This is a genomic window from Candidatus Tisiphia endosymbiont of Mystacides longicornis, assembly GCF_964031095.1.
Lineage (GTDB): Bacteria > Pseudomonadota > Alphaproteobacteria > Rickettsiales > Rickettsiaceae > Tisiphia.
Genome location: NZ_OZ035004.1, coordinates 223942 through 243106 on the forward strand (window position 1 = coordinate 223942; position 19165 = coordinate 243106).

Consider the following 19165-nt stretch of genomic DNA (forward strand, 5'->3'; position numbering starts at 1 on the left):
GCTATATGCTGTTTTTTTTAATAATGAATTCAGCAATAGCTTATGGAGAACATCCATACTCAAAACATTCTAGTATGGATAAATTATATATTAATTCTGATAATTTAGTAATTGATCAGATAAAACAGCAAGCTTGTTTTACAGGCGAGGAGGTGACTTTATGGTTTGATGATATAATGGTAAAAACGACTAATTTAGAAATTTTTTATAAAATAGTTGATAATAAAAAAACTATTAATTACATATCCATACCGTCAAAATTGACTGCTAAAAGGAATGATGGTCAGGAAGTATTAATTGCTACTTCTGCAAAATATTTTGTGGAAAGAAAGGAGTTAATCCTACTTGGTGACGTAATAGTACAAAATAAGGACGGTATTATAAGAACCGACAAGTTAGTATATTATACAGAACTCAATAATGTAAATTATAGTAAATCCAAGAATTAATTGGAACAAAGAAGTATGTCGCATTTAATAATAGATAGATTACAAGTAAATAGTATTTCAAAATCTTATAATAAGAGAGTGATATTGAACGACGTATCTCTTCAATTAAAAACAGGAGAAATAGTTGGTCTTTTTGGTCCAAACGGTGCCGGCAAAACTACCTGTTTTAGTATTATTATAGGGCTTACCAAGCCAGATAGTGGAGCATTATTTTTTAATGATCATGATATTACCAATTTGCCAATTTATTTAAGAGCTAGGTTTGGCTTTAGCTATCTTCCTCAAGAACCATCAATTTTTCGTGGATTATCTGTCGGAGATAATATTAGATTAATGTTAGAGGTTTTAGAAAATGATCAAGAAATTATTGAACAAAAAATATTAGATTTACTTAAAGAATTTTCTATTCTCCATCTAAAAGATATGCCGGCAATGGGATTATCCGGTGGAGAAAGACGTAGGCTAGAAATTGCAAGAGCAATAGCATTAGACCCCAAATTTATTATGCTTGACGAACCACTTGCAGGTATTGATCCACTAGCGATCGAGGATATTAAAAATTTAATTGTCCACTTACGTAACCGTAATATTGGCATCTTAATCACTGATCATAATGTGAGAGATACACTCAATATAGTTGACAGAGCATACGTTATTTACAACGGAAAAGTCCTATTAGAAGGAACACCACAAGAAATAGCTACAAGTTGCCAAGTAAAGGAGGTATATTTAGGACAATCTTTTTCTTTGTAACAAGCTTTGTCACAATAGAAATATAGAAACGATAAGTCTAGGAGTTTAAGATATAGTCAATTCAGGGGAATTGGGTAGCAGGAACGATGGAGCGACGCCTATAAGTAATAGGCGAGCGACGAGTGCCGACGTCACCAACTTCCCATCAATTGACTATATGGTTGTTTACAATTGTTTGATCTAATATTATAGTAGAAATTATATAGTGAATTAACTTGATAAGTGTCAGTTTAAGAAAACAATAATTGAAAAACCGTCATTGCGATGAGCCACTTTAGTGGCGACAAAGCAATCCAAAAAACGATTAAAATGGATTGCTTCGGAGAACTTACGCCTCCTCGCTAATAGACAGCACGATAGGTGCTTATTCGGCACTAATTCAGGTTAATTGACTATACAAAGTAATCTTAATACTACAGTTTGTAGATTAATTGAAGACATCATATGACCATATTTAATATTTCAATAGTAGAATGGTGGCTGATCGCTGGCATTATTTGTATAATTATAGAATTTTCTAACATTCCAAATGTTGGTTTTTTATTTTTGGGTTTAGGTGGAATATCTAATGCAATAATATTAAATAATTATTCAGACCTTTTAAAATACCAATATATAATTTTTGGGTTTATTTCTTTTTTATGGCTGGTTATTTTATGGTACCCACTAAAATTCTATGTTGGCAAAAAACATGATAAGTACGAATATTCTGATATGTTAGGTCAGGAAGTGCAGCTATATAGTAATGAACTGCTAATAGGAGAAAAGGGACAGGTATTGTGGTCAGGAACTATTATGAATGCCAAACTCAGCAAAGATTCTGTAAAATCAGCATATAAAGGAGACACACTTCGCATAGTACAAATTGATGGTAATGTTCTTATATGCACTGCAGAAAATTTGAAGAAGTGAGATCATAAAATGACTATTATTATTTACCTAATAGGAACCCCAGGAACCGGAAAATATACTATAGCAAAAGAAATAGCAAGGGCTGGTTATAGAATATGTGATAACCAACATATCAATAATCCTATTTTTTCACTGCTAAATTATGATGGATTGACTCCTATTCCAGAATTTGCTTGGGATGCAATTGGGCTTATACGAGATGGTATTTTTAATTTTCTAAGCCAAGAAATTAGTAATAATTATGTTCTTACCAACTGTCTCTATGAAGTTGATGGTGATCGTAAGCTTTTTAACCAAGTACAACAGCTAGCAATAAATCGTAAATCAGTGTTTCTTCCTGTAAAATTACTAATTTCACAGGAAGAAAATATTAAGCGAATTCAACATTTAGATAGGCTAGTTCGTTATAAATCAATCGACGTACAAGATGTTTATCCAGAATATCCATTAATTCAAATTTCTCATCCTAATTTATTTGAGTTTGATGTTACAAACCTTTCTGCTAGTGAGGCTGCAAAGAAAATCTTACAGTATAGTCAACTTCTCATCAATTGACTATACTATTATTGTGTTGACCATTTACGTTAGAAAACTATATTAGAAGGTGTATGATAGAAAATAATTTTATTACTAATTTAGTAAATCAGGAATTCTCAGTCACTGAAATTTCTAGCAAGATTAAGGAATTGCTTGAAAATAACTTTGGTTATATTAGAGTAAAGGGAGAAATTTCTGGTCTTAAGATAGCAACTTCTGGTCATGGTTATTTTAATCTTAAGGAAAATACAGCGATTCTAGCTTGCACTTGCTGGCGTCCGGTACTTGCCAAAATGCAATTTACCCCAGTTGATGGCATGGAAGTGGTAGCTATCGGCAAACTCTCTGGGTATGCAGGAAATTCACGATATCAGCTATCGGTAGAGGCTCTTGAGCCTGCAGGTCTTGGGGCTATTATGCAAATTCTCAAGGAGCTGCAAGCTAAATTAGAAAAAGAAGGTATCTTTGATAAACCAAAAAAACCATTACCTTTCTTGCCTAATAAGATTGGGGTAGTTACCTCAATGACTGGGGCGGTAATTAGGGACATTATACACCGTATTAATGATCGCTGTCCGTCTCATATACTAATATGGCCAGTCACTGTTCAAGGTGGCAATGCTGCAAGTGAAATTGCTGGGGCAATTGAAGGGTTTAATAAATTAGAACAAAATATAAAACCTGATGTTATAATTGTTGCAAGAGGTGGGGGGTCTATAGAAGATTTATGGGCATTCAATGAAGAAGTAGTAGTACGTAGCGTATTTAGTTCAGATATTCCTATTATTTCGGCAGTTGGACATGAAGTAGATAATACTTTAATTGATTTAGTAGCTGACAAGAGAGCTCCTACTCCCACTGCGGCAGCTGAATTTGCCGTACCTGTACTTTCTAGCCTTAATTACACAATAAGTTCGTATTATGAGACATTACTTAACCGTATTATTCAGCTAGTTAAATATCAACAGCAAGCCGTTAACTCCAATACTAATATTTCCAAAAGTCTAACTACTTATATAGACTATAATCAACAGCTTCTTGATGAACTAAGTTTTAGATTAACAGAGTCTTTGCCCAATTTACTTAAATTCAAAGAGGCAAAACTTGATTCACTGAATGTAGAAATATTAAATCCTATGAAAATAGTTGATTATAAGTCTTTAGAATTAGATCATCAATTTAATTATACACTAAAATCTATTAGCACTAAGTTAAAAAATTATGATCATCAATTAAATTTAAATAATCTACTACTTACCAGTTTAGACTACAAAACCGTACTAAAACGTGGCTTTACGGTAATCAAATCCGCCGATGGAGAATTTATAACATCAAAAGTTATGGCAAGCAAAAAACAAGAATTTAATATTAAATTTTTTGATGGTGATATATTAGTCCACACTATAAAATAGTGTATAGTCAATTGATGAGAAGTTGGGGACGTTGTCACTCGTCGCTCGCCTATTACTTTCGCTCCTAGCCCCAAATTCTCATCAATTGACTATATACTCTAATTAGCTTGAAGTAGAATTTAATGAGGAGATCTGTACACCATGCAAATACTTAAGAGTATCATCCCGATTATTATTATCTTACAAAACTTTTTTTCCTATGCAAATCATAAGGAGAATAATAATCAACTATCTAATCCCCTTGACACATATTTTACTCAATGTACTGAAGGGGTAAATGATAAAGATCATTTGCTTGTTGATTGCTATTCATTGGAACCCTACCAATTTAGCCATGTAACTAAAAGTGGACACCATAATATTACCGGTTTAGATATTGAATTAATCAATGCTATTAGTAGTAAAATTAACATTGGCATACAATATACTGATTCTGCCTGGGAACAAGTAATATCCAATATCCAACAAGGTAAAAGTGATATGGTGCCAGGACTTACTTATACCGAGGAAAGAGCAGCCTTTGCCAATTTTTCTATCCCGTATCGACTTGCAGAAATTTCCTTATTTACTTTACGTTCAGCAAGAAAACATCTACATTTTAATAATACGAATGAATTCTTAGCTCAGATACGTTTACTAAATTTTCGTCTTGGCATAACTAGAAAAGCTGTTTATGGCAATACCAGAACTACTGAGTACCTAAATCAGGCTAGTAATAATGACATCATCATTAAATATGGCAGTAATGCAGAGCTATTTAAGGGGTTGCTAAGTAATGAAATTGATGGGGTTCTTGCTGACAGGATTGCAGGGGTAGCTCTTACTTTAAACTATATAGAAAAAGATCAAATAGAAGAGATCCATACTGGTATTAAAACCCCTGTACATTTAATGTTTAGTAAGAAAACCGTATCTCCTAATTTAGTCGCCAGGTTTAACAATTCAATTAATGAATTTATCAATAGCGACGAATATAAAAAAATTGTAGAAAGGTATAAATATAATATCCTACTGCTAAAATCTATCGATTCATCATGGTGTTATATTATTGGAGTTATAGGGAGTATAGCATTCGCAATTTCTGGTATCATTATATCAGCTAAAACCAATGCTACGTTGTTTGTTACTTTTGTATTAGCAATGTTACCATCCTTACTAGGATGTATTTTACTTGATATTGTAGTACATAGTGTTAATGCCAGTCTTATTTTAACTCCATATTATACTTGCCGTATTTTTATAACGGTGCTTATTGGTTTCTTTGCTATTAAATTACTAGCTTATTATAACAAGCAATTATATGAGGATGATTTTATCCAAAAAATACGCAATAATACTCTTATTGTTTGTGATTCCTTAGGGCAATCATCTTTTATGATAATTGGTGTTATAACTGTAATTGTACAAAAAATTGAACCATTAGAGTTCTGGGGACCATGTTTTGCCTGTTTGACTTCTAGTGTTGGTATAATATTCCGAAATTTAATTTGTCAACATGATAAAAATATCGAGTCTATACCTAGAGAAATTAATTTTGAAATATTAATATTGTGGGGTGCGATCTTTAGTATATTATTAGATTCTTATGCTTATAAGCCTGATTATAGTACAATAAAATACTCTATTATTACAGTATTTGTAGGGGCTTTTGTTAGTAGGCTTTTAGTTTACTACTATAATATCCCAAACTTAACTTTTCGTTCGGATAATACAGAAATTCTTACAAAAAATATAAACACAAATTGAATAAGTAGTCATTAAAAGTAGTATATGGTCAAAGTCATTGTAAGGAAGACCGTAGGTCGACGAAGCAATATACAAGTCTGATGGATTGCCACGCTCACATACGTTCGCTCGCAATGACGTATGCGTTTGAGGAGTCGTAAGTCGAGCCGTCATTGCGAATAAGACCTTAGGTCGACAAAGCAATCCATAAAAGTAACCAAAAATGGATTGCTTCGTCGGCTCATGCCTTTTTGTAATGACATATATGCACCCCAATCGTCATTGCGAAACCATGTAATGGTCGAAGCGATCCATTTTTGATCACTTTCTGGATTAGCTATATTAAGCAAGTAATGCTACCGACTCTTCACCGCCCATATAGTAGCTAAAGTAATCATTGCAATATAAACTCCTATAGATATAGAAGAGTCAGTAAAGTGCCAAAGAGCTATGCACACTGCAGGAGCAGAGCGTCCAAATATTGAAGTACCTAAAGCATCACCAATACTAACTATAGTCAATTCAGGGGAATTGGGTAGCAGGAACGATGGAGCGACGCCTATAAGTAATAGGCGAGCGACGAGTGACGACGTCACCAACTTCCCATCAATTGACTATAGCATATATTTATCTGAACCATGAAATAAGCTATTAAGCCAATAATTTAGTGGGCATAAGAAAGTTACCCCTAAGGCAATAATCCATAAACGGACAAAATTAACATACCATATAGAAGCATCAGTCATATATAACCATAATGGTACTATGCTAATAAATAGAATGCTAGTACTTACGATCATTACATCCACAGGACGATATTTTTTAACAAAATACCCTATTAATGGAATCATTGCTGCATCTACGATTAATAAAAGAGTATTAACACTCATCATCGCTTCCAAAGATATAGAGGTAATAAGAGGGACAAAACTATTCATCACTACAAAAGGTATGACATATGTCATATAGGAAAAGCCACTAATTATAGATATACGCAGAATATTGTACTTATTATTCAATATCACATTTGATGGGTAAGATTTTTGTTCTATTGCTCTTTGAGACATATTGGAATAACGTCTAAGATAAACCCCTACAATCCCTGTACTACCTCCTAATATAAAACATAAACGCCAATATTCATGGTGACTAGAACTAATTAGAATTGCACTGACAGAAGAGGCAATAATAATCCCAAACATTGTTGATAGTTCGTATAGGTAAGATGCTTTCACTCCTCGACTCTGCGTCTTATTTTCTACAATATATAATTTGGCAATACAATGTTCTCCTTCACCAAAAATTCCTAACATCATTCGAATAATAAGCAGCATCAATGGTGAAAACCAGCCAATCATTTGATAAGTTGGTATAACTCCTATTAACATAGTGGTAATAGCCACACCTATTAATGAATAGGATAAAGCCAAAGTTGCCCCTCGTTTTTTTGCAATTATACTAAAAATTATTGAACCAATTGGCCTGGTAATTATTGAAGTTGCTAACATGCCATAGGTTAAGATCAAAGCAACTATAGGGTCATCTTTAGGAAAAAAGACTATTGATAAAATTGGAGCAAGAAAACTATAAATAGCCGTATCAAAATGATCCAGACTATTACCTATTAAAATTGATAAATCTTTCTTTTTCATGAGAGACCGTAAAATTTTTGTCAAAAATTATCTATAGCTAACCCGATTAGTATGTTATCCATAGTAACTGGTGCTATTAGCGAGGAGGCACTTTGTGCAACACACCGTCATTGCGAGCTGATGTATCCCCACGAAATTCTTGCTACATGAAACCTAGATGTCAAGCAGTTTACGAACTATTTGACACGTGAAAAGTATAATCAAAACGCTATGTATTTTAAAAAATTTCTAATTTTGAGAATTTATTGCATTTTTTGACCTGATTAAATGTTCTTCAAACCTTGTGAAGTCTAGGGTTTACTAAAATTAATTAATTGGCAACTCGTGTTATTTTGCAACAATTTCGTGGGGATACATCAGCTCGCAATGACATCTTTAACCTTTTTTCCGTGAACACTCACATTCAATCTACAACTGTAGTACCAGGATGACTATTATTTAAATAATCCTTTTAACCCTTTTTCAATGGTAGATTTTACTTTATTGATGGGATCCTTATTATTAGAAGGCTCTCTTTGTTGATTATTTTGTGTTTCTTCTCCTGTAGCTTGTTTATTTTTTCTTCCCCCAATAATATTTTTTAATAGATCTTCAGGCTTTGTGCCTTTCTTAACGCCATCAACCACGCTATTTACTAAATTCTTCGTAAGATATTCCTTTAATGCTTTAGCATCAAGTTTATGCTGTGGATTATTCAGATTGCCGTACAGGTGAACTTTCAATGGTGGTATTGAATTTATATTTACATTAATAGTACTATCCATATCAAGGGTATATTTAGGTAGGTTAACATTTCCAGTAATTGTGACTTCTGACGAAGCAACATCTAATTTACCGTTTATTATATTAACTACCCCTTCTTTTATTTCACTATCCACCGCAAGCTTTTGAAAATTTGTTTCACCACTTGCCAAGAAAACATCGAGCATTTTTAAAATAGTTGCCAGGTTTTTAATATTTCTAAGGTTATCTAATAGTTTTTGTAAATCAAATCCACTAATTATACCGTCAGATGCTGTTAATGTTGCTGTACCGAATAGGTTACCTACATATTGAGATTGGCTTTGACCTTTTGTTTTGATATCTGTTACAAAATTAACAGTCCCTTGGGTAACTTTAATTTTACTTCCCTGTGAAGCTATATTTTGCGAAACTATATTTTTTAACTTAGCATCTTTAAGAGTAGCTTTAAAGCTAACAGGTTGGTTAACTTGCGAAGAAATTTGTCCAGTAGCAAATAAAGTTCCTCCATATAAATTACCATTTATAGATTTAATATCCAGCACACCACCGGCAAGCAACATATTAGTTTTGACGTTATCAAAGTTCAGATTCCCTTTAATAATTTTCTGTATAGTTAACGTTAAATTTCCATCAAACTTGTTTAAAAATGATAAATCTATAACATCTTTAGACCAGGGTACAGAATTATCTACAACAGAATGATTTACATTTTGCACAGAATTAGCAGCCATATTAGGAGATGGTGTATCACTTAAGTCATCTAAATTTAAGGAAGCTATTGTTATATCTGATAAAATATTTGGTTTAGCAGAAGCTAAATTGATAGTTACTACTCCACTAAGATTTATAGGATTCTTTTTTAACTGAACAGTAAATTTATTTATATTAGTTTTAAGAGAATTCTGTTGTTTATTTTGTTGTTTAACAGTCTCTCCCTTTAGCCAAATATCTCCAAGATTAATCGGTAGAGTCATGCTAAATAAACTGGCAATGGCTGCTATCTCACTAATTTTTACATTATAAGAAACAACTAGCTCTTTATCCCAATCCTTAACCCCTACATTACCTGTTAAATTAGCTTTATTTACAGTAAGATTAAGGTTATTTAGAGATAAATTTTGATCTAAATAAGCAAAGCTTGTTGCCAGAGAAACTGCCTTATCTAACAATTTAATTTTTAAATCTACCTTATTATCTTGAAAGTGGAAGTTAGCATTACCTTTAGCTAATAACTTACCTACGGTAAAATCAATATCACTAATTTTTAATAATTTCTTATCACTATTAACATTAAAAGTTAGTTTATGATCTAAATCGTTAGGGATAGACATATCAGGAAAAATACTTTGTAGGTTTTTAGCAGTTCCTTCCAGTTTAAGTTGTCCAGCAAAAGTCATATTATCGTAAGCAAAGTTACCTGAAAAATTAACCTTTTCTTGCAGAGCATTTAAATCTGCTGTTAAAGATATGATACCCTGCTTGTCTTGTATATTACCTTTGATATTATAATTCTTGCCAGAAGAAGAAAACTTACAGGATAAATCAGATGGTCCATGAAGATCTTTGATTTTTAATCTGTCAATATCTATGGTTGTTGGAGAAGCGTTATTACCTTTAGTCTTATCAGTAAAATCAACATAATTTAACTTAGCATTAACAATTTTAATTAAGTTGATATATAAAGAAAATGGAGCTTTGCTATCGTTCATTTTATCAGTTGGGGTTGTCCTAACATTGGTTGGTATTTTGGCAAATTCCCAAGAGGCTAAACCATTACTCATCCGTTCTAAATTAATTACTGGTTGGTTGATTTCAATCGTTGAAATGTCGATCTTTCCTTTAATTAGAGATAATATAGAAATAGAAGCACTTACTTCCTTAACATCCAATAAAGAAGGGTAGTTAGCACCATCTAGAGAGGCAAGTGTTAGGTCTTTAACGATAATAGTTGGAATGGGCAGCAAAGAAATGCTTATATCTCCATTGATTTGTAGTTCTCGACCAGTTATTTCTTTGACCTTATCAGAGGCTAGTTTTTTATATGATTCCAAAGAAATAAATAAAGGGGTTATCAGCAATATAACAATTATTAAAATAAATAACGCCACCGAATATTTTAGGAATTTTTGCACTATGCTGCTCATTATAATTATTTTATTAAATATATTGTGATGTCTGGTTTCTGTCAATGATATAGAATAATTAAAAAATCCTAAAAAAGTGCTTAGTGGGGAAGCTATAACCTGTTATAATGAAGTGCATTTTTGCATAATTAGAAAGAAATATTTTATGGTCTCTACCAAACAGCAAAATTATCCATTAAAATCATATTTATACTCCTTGGCTTACAAATATCGACTATACCTATCTAGCATTGTCCTTATATATATCTGTGGTGCACTACTTGATATTTTTGTTAATTATCAAATTAGAGAAATTATTAATACTATTGCCAAGAATCCACATGACAATGTTACCCTACTTCTCTTAATATTTGTATTATATAAAATGATGCACCACGGGGTATATTTTACCTTTAGGCTTTTTGACATTAAATACAAACCAGTGATGCTGGCAGAAATCGTTGAATATGCCTACAACAAGACTATGAAACATTCTTTGCATTGGTTTGATTCACATTTATCGGGAGAAATTGCCAGTAAAATCACTGATTTTCAAGATGGCATTATAACTGTTATCACTATTCTTTGTCGTGCTTTGAGAGATATTGTAGTTGTTGTAGGTGGCATAATATTTTTGTGTACAATGAATTACAAGATAGCCGGAGTGTTAATTGTTTTTATTGTGGTGTATGTACCAATATTATCAGTTTTACTCCAGAAACAAATACAGTTACAAGAAGAATATACTAAGGCACGACAAGAAGCGGTAGGTATTATCAATGACTCTGTTGCTAATATTTTTGGTATTAAAGTTATTGGCAATGTTTGGACAGAACTGAAACTAAAGCTCCTGCCTGCCATTGATCAATGGAAAAGTTGGGATCGAAAAACTCGGGTATATGATGCTTATTATGTAGACCTGACTGATAGCATATTAATTACTCTAATGGCAGCAGCTCAAATATTTGTGGTAGCATATTTATATAAAACTGGACAAATCACTGCTGGTGATTTTGCCATTAGTATGGTGATTACTTTTAGAATTGAATGGGCGATTGATCAATTATTAGATAATATAATATTTTCCATTAATCCTAAAATCGCTGCTATCAAATCTTCATACAACTTTATTAATACTATCTCAAATGTCACCGATACAGAAAATGCTAAGTTGCTTCCTTCTGTCAAAGGTGATATTAAATATCAAGATGTAACCTTCAACTATGGTAGTGGTGGAGATAATATATTTGACAATCTTACATTACATATCAAAGCTGGAGAAAGGATTGGTATAGTTGGGACATCAGGGGCTGGCAAAACTACCTTAATCAAATGTTTGCTAAGATATTTCAATTTGCAAAGCGGAACTATTTTAGTTGATGGATATGATATTTCGCAGGTAACGGAAGAGTCACTAAGAAGCAATATTTCAGTAATCCCACAGGATATTACGATGTTTCATCGTTCTATCCTAGAAAATTTGCAGCTGGCTAAATATGATGCTACTTTACAAGAGATTCAGGAAGCCTGTAAAAAAGCTAGAATACATGATGATATTCTGCAGATGCCCAATGGTTATCATTCAATAGTTGGTGAACGAGGGGTAAAAGTAAGCGGCGGGCAACGGCAACGAATTGCAATCGCTAGAGCTATTTTAAAAAATGCCCCCATCCTTATTTTAGATGAAGCAACATCGGCACTTGACTCGCCAACCGAGGCTTTAATTCAAAAATCTATAGATGAAGTTTTGGAAACCACTAATGCTACAACTATAGTCGTTGCCCACCGTTTATCAACACTTTTACACATGGATCGTATTTTAGTATTCAAGCGTGGTAAAATTGTGGAAGACGGTACTCATGCTATGTTAATCGCTAGAGGAGAGTTATATAAAACTCTCTGGGATGCACAATATAGAGGATTTTTGCCGGACAGTGAGGATATAGTCAATTGATGAGAAGTTGGTGATGTCGTCGCTCAATGCTCGCCTATTACTTATAGGCATCGCTCCATCGCTCCTAGCACCAAATCCTCCTGAATTGACTATATAGCTAACCCGAGAAGGTTAGCCACACATGTAGACTAACGTCATTGCGAGAAAGACCTTAGGTCGACGAAGCAACCCATAAAAGCAACCAAAAATGGATTGCCACGACCACTATGTGGTCTCGCAATGACGTCTGGAACTTATACACTCCTAACAGTAGACGAAGTAATGTTAATCGGATCGCTATAACTTCAGAATCATTAAATATAATGTAGCACATCCTTAAAGTAGCCTGTAGATGGAGTAAAGCTATCTACTATTTTGAAACCGACTTTTTTATAGGCACTATTGTGACTTTGATGGTAGATTTTCCATGAGATTTTTGGCTATTTCACTATCTGACATGCCATTATTTTTTGTAGACTGCATATATATAGCTACTAATTTTACCATTTTATCACAAAACTCAGACTGCAGCATTTGAGAAGCTTCTAGTTTTTGCCTATTCATTAAATCTATAGTCTCAAGTTTTTTGCTTTCTAAGAATTTATCAATTTCCGCGTTTTGTTGTTCAATTAGATTATTGGCAGCTTCTTTGCCATTTTTGAGCATCTCTTCTCTTAGACCATCAAGCTGTTGTATTTGCTTTACAGCATCTTCAAATAGTAAAACCATATCTTCGTTAAGCTTTTGGGCTTCTGCAACTTGGTTTTTAATAGCAATAATTTTGTCATCTAACGATTTTAAAATTATATTTTTTATCGGTCTATAGACTAAATACAAAAAAATTAGGAAACAAATGGCTAACCAAAATTTTTCATCAAATAATTCCATTATTTCATCCCATTACTTTATCTTTTTGTAAGATTCTCTTAGTAATTCTAAATCAACTTGTTGATTGGTAATTTTTTGAATTAATAATTTTGCTAAATTGATACATGAATCATTTTCATCAAGCCAAAACGATTTGTTAATTGTCTCTATATCATGACGATTATTTTCAATTTGTACTTTCAATTGATCATCGAGCTGCTTTTTCTTTGATATAAAAGATGCTTCCATTACATCTGTAGCTTCTTTCTTAAGATTTTCTACGATATTTGATATTTCTTCCATCTTACTAGCATATTGCTTGTGCAGACTATCAGCTTTTGCTGCTAGACTTTCTGCACTAGCAATATTAGTATCTATATAGGATTTCCTATTCTTAAGAATCTTTTCAGTTAACGGTACGATGAATTTATCAACGAGAAGGTATAAGAAGCTGAAAGCAAATACCAACCAAAAGATTTGTGAACAATAAAAAGCAACGTCAAACTGAGGCATAGTTATATTAAGTAAATATCAACAAAATTGCAATTACAAACGAGAATAAGCCCATAGCTTCAGTAAGCCCAGCTCCAATTAACGCTACTCTTTGTAATTGATCACTAGCTGAAGGGTTACGAGCAATTGAATTTAGCAATGCACTGAATATATTACCTACACCAATGGCAGCACCTAGCATACCAATAGCCATAAGTCCTACACCAATAAATTTTAGAGACGTCATGTCCATATTATATAAACTCCTAAATATAAAAATTTCTAATGTGAATTTACAGCATCATTCAAATATACACAAGCAAGAATTGTAAAGATATAAGCTTGAAGTATTGCTACAAAAATTTCAAATCCAATAAGGATAATAATTAATGGAATTGGCAAAAATTTAAGGAAAATCATCAATGATACTATAAATCCTGCCATTACCTTTAATAATACATGTCCTGCCATCATGTTAGCCGCTAATCTTAAAGATAAACTTATGGGTCTTGCTAAATATGCAAATAATTCTATTACGATCATAAGCGGAGCTAACCAAATAGGCGTACCTTTAGGTAAAAATATTGATAAAAAATGCAGACCATGATTAATAAAACCAATAATTGTCACCATAAAAAATATCATAATTGCTAAGGCGAAGGTTACCGCTATATGGCTAGTAACAGTGAATCCGTAAGGAAGCATTCCGAGCAAGTTACATAATAAAATAAACATAAACAAAGTAAAAATTAATGGTATAAATTTACGCCCCTTCTCTCCAACATTTTGACTTAACGTCACTGTAATTATATCATAAATTATTTCAGCACTAAGCTGTAATCTAGAAGGAATAATTTTTTCTGCTTTTAAAGCTAAATAAAAATACGACAGAACTATAACCCCAGCAAGCACCATATACAAACTGGAGTTGGTAAAACTAATATCAAAACCAAATAAATTAATTTCTACTATTTTCTTTATTGCAAATTGATCTAAAGGACTATGTGACATTATTTTTTATTATTTAATTTTTGCCAAATTATTCTAAACCCAACAAACGTACCTATCAATAAGAATATTATAACACAAAATGGTTTAGAATTAAACAACTTATCTAATGCAAAACCAGCAATCAACCCCAGCATCACGCTAGAAACCAAATCTAGTGCAATAACAAACGCATCAATTTGCTTTTCTGGATTAGGCTTAGGACGCCTCTGATGACTATTTGTTTTAAATTTATTAATCCTTTCTTGGATATCTTTTAATTTCTTTTGTGCCATGTATACTCAGATAGAAAATCAATAATTGCGTTGTCGTTATTCAAGATCGCAGTAGTCACATACTAATTTTGATCTTCGTCTACCAGTCTTCAAATGATAGGAGCATATACTTTTTTATCATTTAATAGGGTGAGTAGTAGAGCTGCTTAATGCTTTATCAATTTCCTTAGAAAGAGTTTGTAAATCATAGCCGTTGGTTTGTATACTATTAACAAAGAATGCAGGTGTACCAACAAAATTTGGAGCACTAGCAGCAAGGTTAGTATTGGCTAGTAATGTTTCAACAATTTGGTTATCATTAAGACATTTAGCATAAGTTTCTGCTGACACTCCACCAATTTGAGCTATATTTGTTAGCAATTCACGATATCTATTACTGACTCCCCATTTATCTTGTTGCGACAATATCACACTTTGGAATTTAAGAAAACTATCTTTATTATTTTGACAACGCTGCAAAATTGCTGCATCTAAATCCTGTTTATTACCAATAAACTCACGAATTATGTAAGTAATTTTATTAGTGTCAATATATTTCTTTTTAAGCTTCGGTAGAATTGTGTCATGATAATAGGCACAATGCGGGCAAGTTGGGGAAAAATACTCAACTACCACCACATTTGCCTCAATATTACCAAGTATTATATCATTTTGACTAACATTGAAAGTTGGTTTATAAGATATCTGTTTCGGGCTAACAACCTGCACATCAGTCTTCCCATCAACAGATTCAACTGTAGAATTCTTTGTTGTTTCTAGAGGCTTCTCAGTATCAGTTGAAATCGTAGAATCTTGTTGTTCTACTTCCTGATCATCTACTATTATGTCTAATTTATCATTAGCAGGGTTATAGTCAATTGATGAGAAGTTGGTGACGTCGTCACTCGTCGCTCGCCTATTACTTATAGGCGTCGCTCCATCGCTCCTGCTACCCAATTCCCCTGAATTGACTATATCATTATTTTCTTCCGATGGTGCTTTCTCCTGACTTACCTCTGCCTTATTATCAGCTAACTTGTTTTTATTATTAGATGTATCACTTTCTTCTGAGCATGATATCAACAATAATGAGACTAGAATGATAATGATAGTATGCATAGTCTGGATATATTCTTTGAAATTAAATTAAAACACAAATGTTATATAAATATAAAGTTTTACTTACCTTTAAGCAATAAAAACTTGTATTTTTAAGGCAATATATTTTATCTTACCCCCATATCTGTAAGAATTACATTAAATTTCAATGAGTTATTGGTTGATTTACTAATTGGGTGTATAATATTGGTAACTTGGTTGATTTATTTTTTTAAGGCTAATGACTATGTCCAAACTTGAAGCAGTTACTGATATAATTATTATTAACATGTTACGTTCTCAAAATTATATTGATGGGAATTTTAATAACATTAATAAAAATGTATTAGTTTGGGCAAGAAAAGCAGAAAATTCAATAATCAATGACATCTTATCAAATGCTTCAAAGAAACAAACTGGTAATCAAGGATATCCAGAGTTTATTATTTATGACCAAGAAAGTAATCTAGTTATTGTTATAGAGAATAAAAGTGATATCAAATATCATATATATGAAAAAGATATTGTGCAATGTGTTGCAGATTATGCAGTAAATGGTGCGTTATGGTACGCATCATTTTTAAAGAATCAATTTGATACTATTGCCATTGGGGTTTCTGGTAGTACAATTGAAACATTAAAGATTGATACATATGGTTGGAAAAAATCTGCTGAAACATTTACAAATTTTAACATCAAGCAAATCAAAAAAATTGAAGATTATCGCAATCTGATCCATCAACAACAACGAATTATCAATAATTCTGAGCAATTAAAGCTGCTTAGTGAAAAATCTAAATTAATCAATGAATTTCTTCGTAGTTATTTAGGAGTATTGGAACATAAAAGGTTATACGCACTTGGCTCAATACTTTTTGCTTTGGAAGATCCTGCCTTTAAAATGTGTTATTCTTCTTTTAATAATAATAAAGAACTTGCACAATTTTTGTATCAAACTTTAGATAGAAAGATAAAAAACGCTGGACTTAGAAAAAAAGAAATCATTAAAAGTGAATTACAACCAGTATTGGAAAATTTAGGGATTAACGATAAGGAAGCTGCAAGGCAAAAATTCCCAAATGGCACTTTATTAGAGTTAGTGAGAAATGTCGATAATATTTTATTTGAGTATTATAAGAAAAGTGAGCTAGATTTAATAGCATTGTTTTTTAATGTGTTCTTGTCTTATTCAACTTCTGGCGGTTCTGACCTAGGGATAGTTCTAACTCCATCCCATATAACCAAATTATTTTGTGAGCTAGCAGATATTAATATTAATTCAAAAATTTTAGATCCATGTGTTGGAACTGGTGGATTTCTGACTGCTGCTTGGAAAAAAATATCGTTAAATGATAAATATTCATTTTCAGAAAAAGAAAAGTTCAGGAAAGAAAATATTATCGGAGTAGAGAAAGAAACTAGCATCTATACTATAGTTGCATTAAATATGTTTATTAATAAAGATGGGAGATCTAATCTATATTGTGATGATTGTTTTGCTATCAAGGATACATTATTAGAGAAAGAATGTAATGTTGGCTTTATTAATCCGCCTTATTCGGACGAGATATATTCTGAAATCTCATTTGTAGAATTAATGTTAGATGTTTTACTACCTAACTCTATCGGAGTGGCAATTATCCCTGTTAATGCTGTATCAAGCAGAACCAAAAAACACTCTGGATTAATATCAATTAAAGAAAGAATTCTTACCAAGCATAAGCTTTTAGCCTCTATAAAAATGCCCTGTCAATTGTTTTATCCTAAAGGTACGGAAACTATTATTTTGGTTTTTGAAACACACTCACAACACATTGGTGAAACATGGTTTGCTGAATTTAATGATGGTTATGAACTAATTAAAAATCAAAAAATGAGAACTCCTAAATACATAGCAGAACAAAATTACCAGAATTTCTTAGATGCATACAAGCAAAAATCTGAAACAAAATTTTCATTTAAAAAAATTATTACAGCAAAAGATCAGTGGGTTTATACGTTACATAAAGAATTCAACTATTTAATAAAAATCAACGATATACAAAATACAGTAAATAATTATTTTGCATATTTAGTGCAAAATAGGTATTTTAAATTCTTGCCAAGAGATTATTATAATACGCAGAACAAATATGGTGATTCTATAGATATTATCAATCACTTATCTAAAGAATTACTGATAACATATTTTGATATTTTGCCAACAAAACAAATTGATAAAATAAACATTGAATTATCTAACCTTTTTAATCCAAAAGCGATTCCTTTTATCGGTAGAAAAGGTGTAAATAACGGAGTTTCTGACTATGTTATTCCTGCGAATGGTTTGATAAATAATGGAAATACTATAACAATAGCCTTAGATGGTAGTACTGGTTCAACCTTCTACCAACATCATGATTTTTGCTCCGGTCAAAATATCTGGATTTTAAAAATAAAAGAAGAGAAATTACCAAATAAAATACTTGATCCTGATGTGGCATTATTTCTGACTACCTCTATAAGATTAGCAGTGCAAGAGTATAGTTATAATCTAGGATTAACCAAAGGTAGATTACAAAATATTTCATTCTTACTACCTTTAAATAAGAATAAAACCATTAACGTTGAATTTATTAAAAGTTTAATGGCGGGTATTGATAATTCAGTGTTTCTCAAACATATTTTAGGATCGCGATATTAGATTATATACTCACCTTACGCATAACCCAGGGTAATTAAAAATTGCAAAAAAGACCGTAGGTCGATAGCAATTATAAATTCAAAATATAAATTGCTATAATATAGCTATAATTGCTAGGTGTAAATTTAGAGTAATTAAGTCTCTAAACAATTAGTAATTAACATTATAGTTAGCTCTAAAGTTGTAATGTTATTTTGTTTTAAAACTAATATTTTTGAATTTATAATTGCTGGTATAATCAATTCAGGAGAATTTGGTACTAGGAACGATGGAGCAACGCCTATAAGTAATAGGCGAGCGACGAGTGACGACGTCACCAACTTCCCATCAATTGACTATAGGTCGACGAAGCAACCATGTTTTGTGTTATCCCTGCATTAGACCTCTTTCAAAACTCGCTTATGCTGAGGAATTTGAAGGAGACGCGGAACGCAGAACCGCAGCGTACTCTAGCGTACGTGAGGATTCGAGTACCGCATCGACGTACAAATTACCAGCAGAAGTAGAGTTTTGAAAGAGGTCT

Annotated in this window: 19 protein-coding genes; 11 read left to right on the forward strand and 8 right to left on the reverse strand. The window is 32.2% G+C overall.

The window, feature by feature from the left end:
• Nucleotides 1-23: 23 nt before the first annotated feature.
• The 8 genes from ACQH6S_RS01260 to ACQH6S_RS01295 all read left to right on the forward strand — a co-directional run bounded on the left by ACQH6S_RS01260 (nucleotide 24) and on the right by ACQH6S_RS01295 (nucleotide 6430).
• Nucleotides 24-449, forward strand: a complete 426-nt coding sequence (locus ACQH6S_RS01260) for an LptA/OstA family protein (protein WP_157905667.1) — start codon at nucleotides 24-26, stop codon at nucleotides 447-449.
• 30 nt (nucleotides 450-479) lie between these two features.
• Complete coding sequence (gene lptB / locus ACQH6S_RS01265) at nucleotides 480-1202, forward strand: LPS export ABC transporter ATP-binding protein (protein WP_094649294.1); 723 nt, start codon at nucleotides 480-482, stop codon at nucleotides 1200-1202.
• 70 nt (nucleotides 1203-1272) lie between these two features.
• Nucleotides 1273-1386: a palindromic element RPE2 domain-containing protein gene (locus ACQH6S_RS01270; protein WP_239832656.1), complete on the forward strand. Its 114-nt coding sequence runs from the start codon at nucleotides 1273-1275 to the stop codon at nucleotides 1384-1386.
• A gap of 260 nt (nucleotides 1387-1646) precedes the next feature.
• Nucleotides 1647-2114, forward strand: a complete 468-nt coding sequence (locus tag ACQH6S_RS01275) for an NfeD family protein (RefSeq protein ID WP_250311689.1) — start codon at nucleotides 1647-1649, stop codon at nucleotides 2112-2114.
• A 9-nt stretch (nucleotides 2115-2123) separates the two neighbouring features.
• Nucleotides 2124-2669: a hypothetical protein gene (locus tag ACQH6S_RS01280; RefSeq protein ID WP_239832658.1), complete on the forward strand. Its 546-nt coding sequence runs from the start codon at nucleotides 2124-2126 to the stop codon at nucleotides 2667-2669.
• Nucleotides 2670-2725: 56 nt separating this feature from the next.
• Nucleotides 2726-4063 (forward strand): exodeoxyribonuclease VII large subunit, encoded by a 1338-nt coding sequence (gene xseA, locus ACQH6S_RS01285; protein ID WP_425360869.1) that lies wholly within the window; start codon nucleotides 2726-2728, stop codon nucleotides 4061-4063.
• 141 nt (nucleotides 4064-4204) lie between these two features.
• The gene (locus tag ACQH6S_RS01290) at nucleotides 4205-5809 is read left to right on the forward strand and encodes a transporter substrate-binding domain-containing protein (protein WP_425364623.1); all 1605 of its coding nucleotides are present in this window, start codon (nucleotides 4205-4207) and stop codon (nucleotides 5807-5809) included.
• Between the two features lie 429 nt (nucleotides 5810-6238).
• On the forward strand, nucleotides 6239-6430 hold the full coding sequence (locus tag ACQH6S_RS01295) for a palindromic element RPE2 domain-containing protein (protein ID WP_425364624.1): 192 nt from the start codon (nucleotides 6239-6241) through the stop codon (nucleotides 6428-6430).
• Here the strand turns inward: ACQH6S_RS01295 and ACQH6S_RS01300 are convergent.
• Together ACQH6S_RS01300 and ACQH6S_RS01305 are read right to left on the reverse strand one after the other, a co-directional pair.
• Entirely contained in the window at nucleotides 6403-7464 is a 1062-nt protein-coding gene (locus ACQH6S_RS01300) for an MFS transporter (RefSeq protein WP_425364625.1), read from the reverse strand. The genes ACQH6S_RS01295 and ACQH6S_RS01300 overlap by 28 nt on opposite strands.
• A 410-nt stretch (nucleotides 7465-7874) precedes the next feature.
• Nucleotides 7875-10316: an AsmA family protein gene (locus ACQH6S_RS01305; protein ID WP_425364626.1), complete on the reverse strand. Its 2442-nt coding sequence runs from the start codon at nucleotides 10314-10316 to the stop codon at nucleotides 7875-7877.
• 157 nt (nucleotides 10317-10473) lie between these two features.
• Between ACQH6S_RS01305 and ACQH6S_RS01310 the strand changes: the two genes are divergently transcribed.
• Nucleotides 10474-12261, forward strand: coding sequence for an ABC transporter ATP-binding protein (locus tag ACQH6S_RS01310; protein ID WP_425364627.1), 1788 nt, complete (start codon nucleotides 10474-10476; stop codon nucleotides 12259-12261).
• A 378-nt stretch (nucleotides 12262-12639) separates the two neighbouring features.
• Here the strand turns inward: ACQH6S_RS01310 and ACQH6S_RS01315 are convergent, their stop codons facing one another.
• From ACQH6S_RS01315 to ACQH6S_RS01340, 6 genes are all read right to left on the reverse strand, one after another.
• The gene (locus ACQH6S_RS01315) at nucleotides 12640-13128 is read right to left on the reverse strand and encodes an ATP F0F1 synthase subunit B (RefSeq protein WP_094649520.1); all 489 of its coding nucleotides are present in this window, start codon (nucleotides 13126-13128) and stop codon (nucleotides 12640-12642) included.
• A 12-nt stretch (nucleotides 13129-13140) separates the two neighbouring features.
• On the reverse strand, nucleotides 13141-13620 hold the full coding sequence (locus tag ACQH6S_RS01320) for an ATP F0F1 synthase subunit B' (RefSeq protein ID WP_250311916.1): 480 nt from the start codon (nucleotides 13618-13620) through the stop codon (nucleotides 13141-13143).
• A gap of 7 nt (nucleotides 13621-13627) precedes the next feature.
• Nucleotides 13628-13852: a F0F1 ATP synthase subunit C gene (locus ACQH6S_RS01325; protein ID WP_094649518.1), complete on the reverse strand. Its 225-nt coding sequence runs from the start codon at nucleotides 13850-13852 to the stop codon at nucleotides 13628-13630.
• A 29-nt stretch (nucleotides 13853-13881) separates the two neighbouring features.
• Nucleotides 13882-14610 (reverse strand): F0F1 ATP synthase subunit A, encoded by a 729-nt coding sequence (locus ACQH6S_RS01330; protein ID WP_094649517.1) that lies wholly within the window; start codon nucleotides 14608-14610, stop codon nucleotides 13882-13884.
• On the reverse strand, nucleotides 14610-14882 hold the full coding sequence (locus tag ACQH6S_RS01335; protein ID WP_341748551.1) for an AtpZ/AtpI family protein: 273 nt from the start codon (nucleotides 14880-14882) through the stop codon (nucleotides 14610-14612). Before ACQH6S_RS01335 ends, ACQH6S_RS01330 begins: the two co-directional genes overlap by 1 nt.
• A 117-nt stretch (nucleotides 14883-14999) precedes the next feature.
• On the reverse strand, nucleotides 15000-15980 hold the full coding sequence (locus ACQH6S_RS01340) for a thioredoxin domain-containing protein (protein WP_425360771.1): 981 nt from the start codon (nucleotides 15978-15980) through the stop codon (nucleotides 15000-15002).
• A 226-nt stretch (nucleotides 15981-16206) separates the two neighbouring features.
• On the opposite strand from ACQH6S_RS01340, the gene ACQH6S_RS01345 reads away from it, so the two are divergent.
• Both ACQH6S_RS01345 and ACQH6S_RS01350 read left to right on the forward strand, forming a co-directional pair.
• A complete protein-coding gene (locus ACQH6S_RS01345; protein ID WP_425364628.1) occupies nucleotides 16207-18642 on the forward strand; it encodes an N-6 DNA methylase in 2436 nt (811 codons plus the stop codon).
• A gap of 186 nt (nucleotides 18643-18828) precedes the next feature.
• The gene (locus ACQH6S_RS01350) at nucleotides 18829-19023 is read left to right on the forward strand and encodes a palindromic element RPE2 domain-containing protein (RefSeq protein ID WP_341748554.1); all 195 of its coding nucleotides are present in this window, start codon (nucleotides 18829-18831) and stop codon (nucleotides 19021-19023) included.
• The last annotated feature ends 142 nt before the right edge of the window (nucleotides 19024-19165 follow it).

Coding starts and splice junctions, on each gene's coding strand:
- ACQH6S_RS01295 (WP_425364624.1), top strand. CDS start 6,239: ATGCACACTGCAGGAGCAGAGCGTCCAAATATTGAAGTACCTAAAGCA.
- ACQH6S_RS01350 (WP_341748554.1), top strand. CDS start 18,829: ATGTTATTTTGTTTTAAAACTAATATTTTTGAATTTATAATTGCTGGT.
- ACQH6S_RS01340 (WP_425360771.1), bottom strand. CDS start 15,980: ATGCATACTATCATTATCATTCTAGTCTCATTATTGTTGATATCATGC.
- ACQH6S_RS01310 (WP_425364627.1), top strand. CDS start 10,474: ATGGTCTCTACCAAACAGCAAAATTATCCATTAAAATCATATTTATAC.
- ACQH6S_RS01275 (WP_250311689.1), top strand. CDS start 1,647: ATGACCATATTTAATATTTCAATAGTAGAATGGTGGCTGATCGCTGGC.
- ACQH6S_RS01320 (WP_250311916.1), bottom strand. CDS start 13,620: ATGCCTCAGTTTGACGTTGCTTTTTATTGTTCACAAATCTTTTGGTTG.
- ACQH6S_RS01260 (WP_157905667.1), top strand. CDS start 24: ATGAATTCAGCAATAGCTTATGGAGAACATCCATACTCAAAACATTCT.
- ACQH6S_RS01335 (WP_341748551.1), bottom strand. CDS start 14,882: ATGGCACAAAAGAAATTAAAAGATATCCAAGAAAGGATTAATAAATTT.
- ACQH6S_RS01280 (WP_239832658.1), top strand. CDS start 2,124: ATGACTATTATTATTTACCTAATAGGAACCCCAGGAACCGGAAAATAT.
- ACQH6S_RS01345 (WP_425364628.1), top strand. CDS start 16,207: ATGTCCAAACTTGAAGCAGTTACTGATATAATTATTATTAACATGTTA.
- ACQH6S_RS01325 (WP_094649518.1), bottom strand. CDS start 13,852: ATGGACATGACGTCTCTAAAATTTATTGGTGTAGGACTTATGGCTATT.
- ACQH6S_RS01315 (WP_094649520.1), bottom strand. CDS start 13,128: ATGGAATTATTTGATGAAAAATTTTGGTTAGCCATTTGTTTCCTAATT.
- ACQH6S_RS01290 (WP_425364623.1), top strand. CDS start 4,205: ATGCAAATACTTAAGAGTATCATCCCGATTATTATTATCTTACAAAAC.
- ACQH6S_RS01330 (WP_094649517.1), bottom strand. CDS start 14,610: ATGTCACATAGTCCTTTAGATCAATTTGCAATAAAGAAAATAGTAGAA.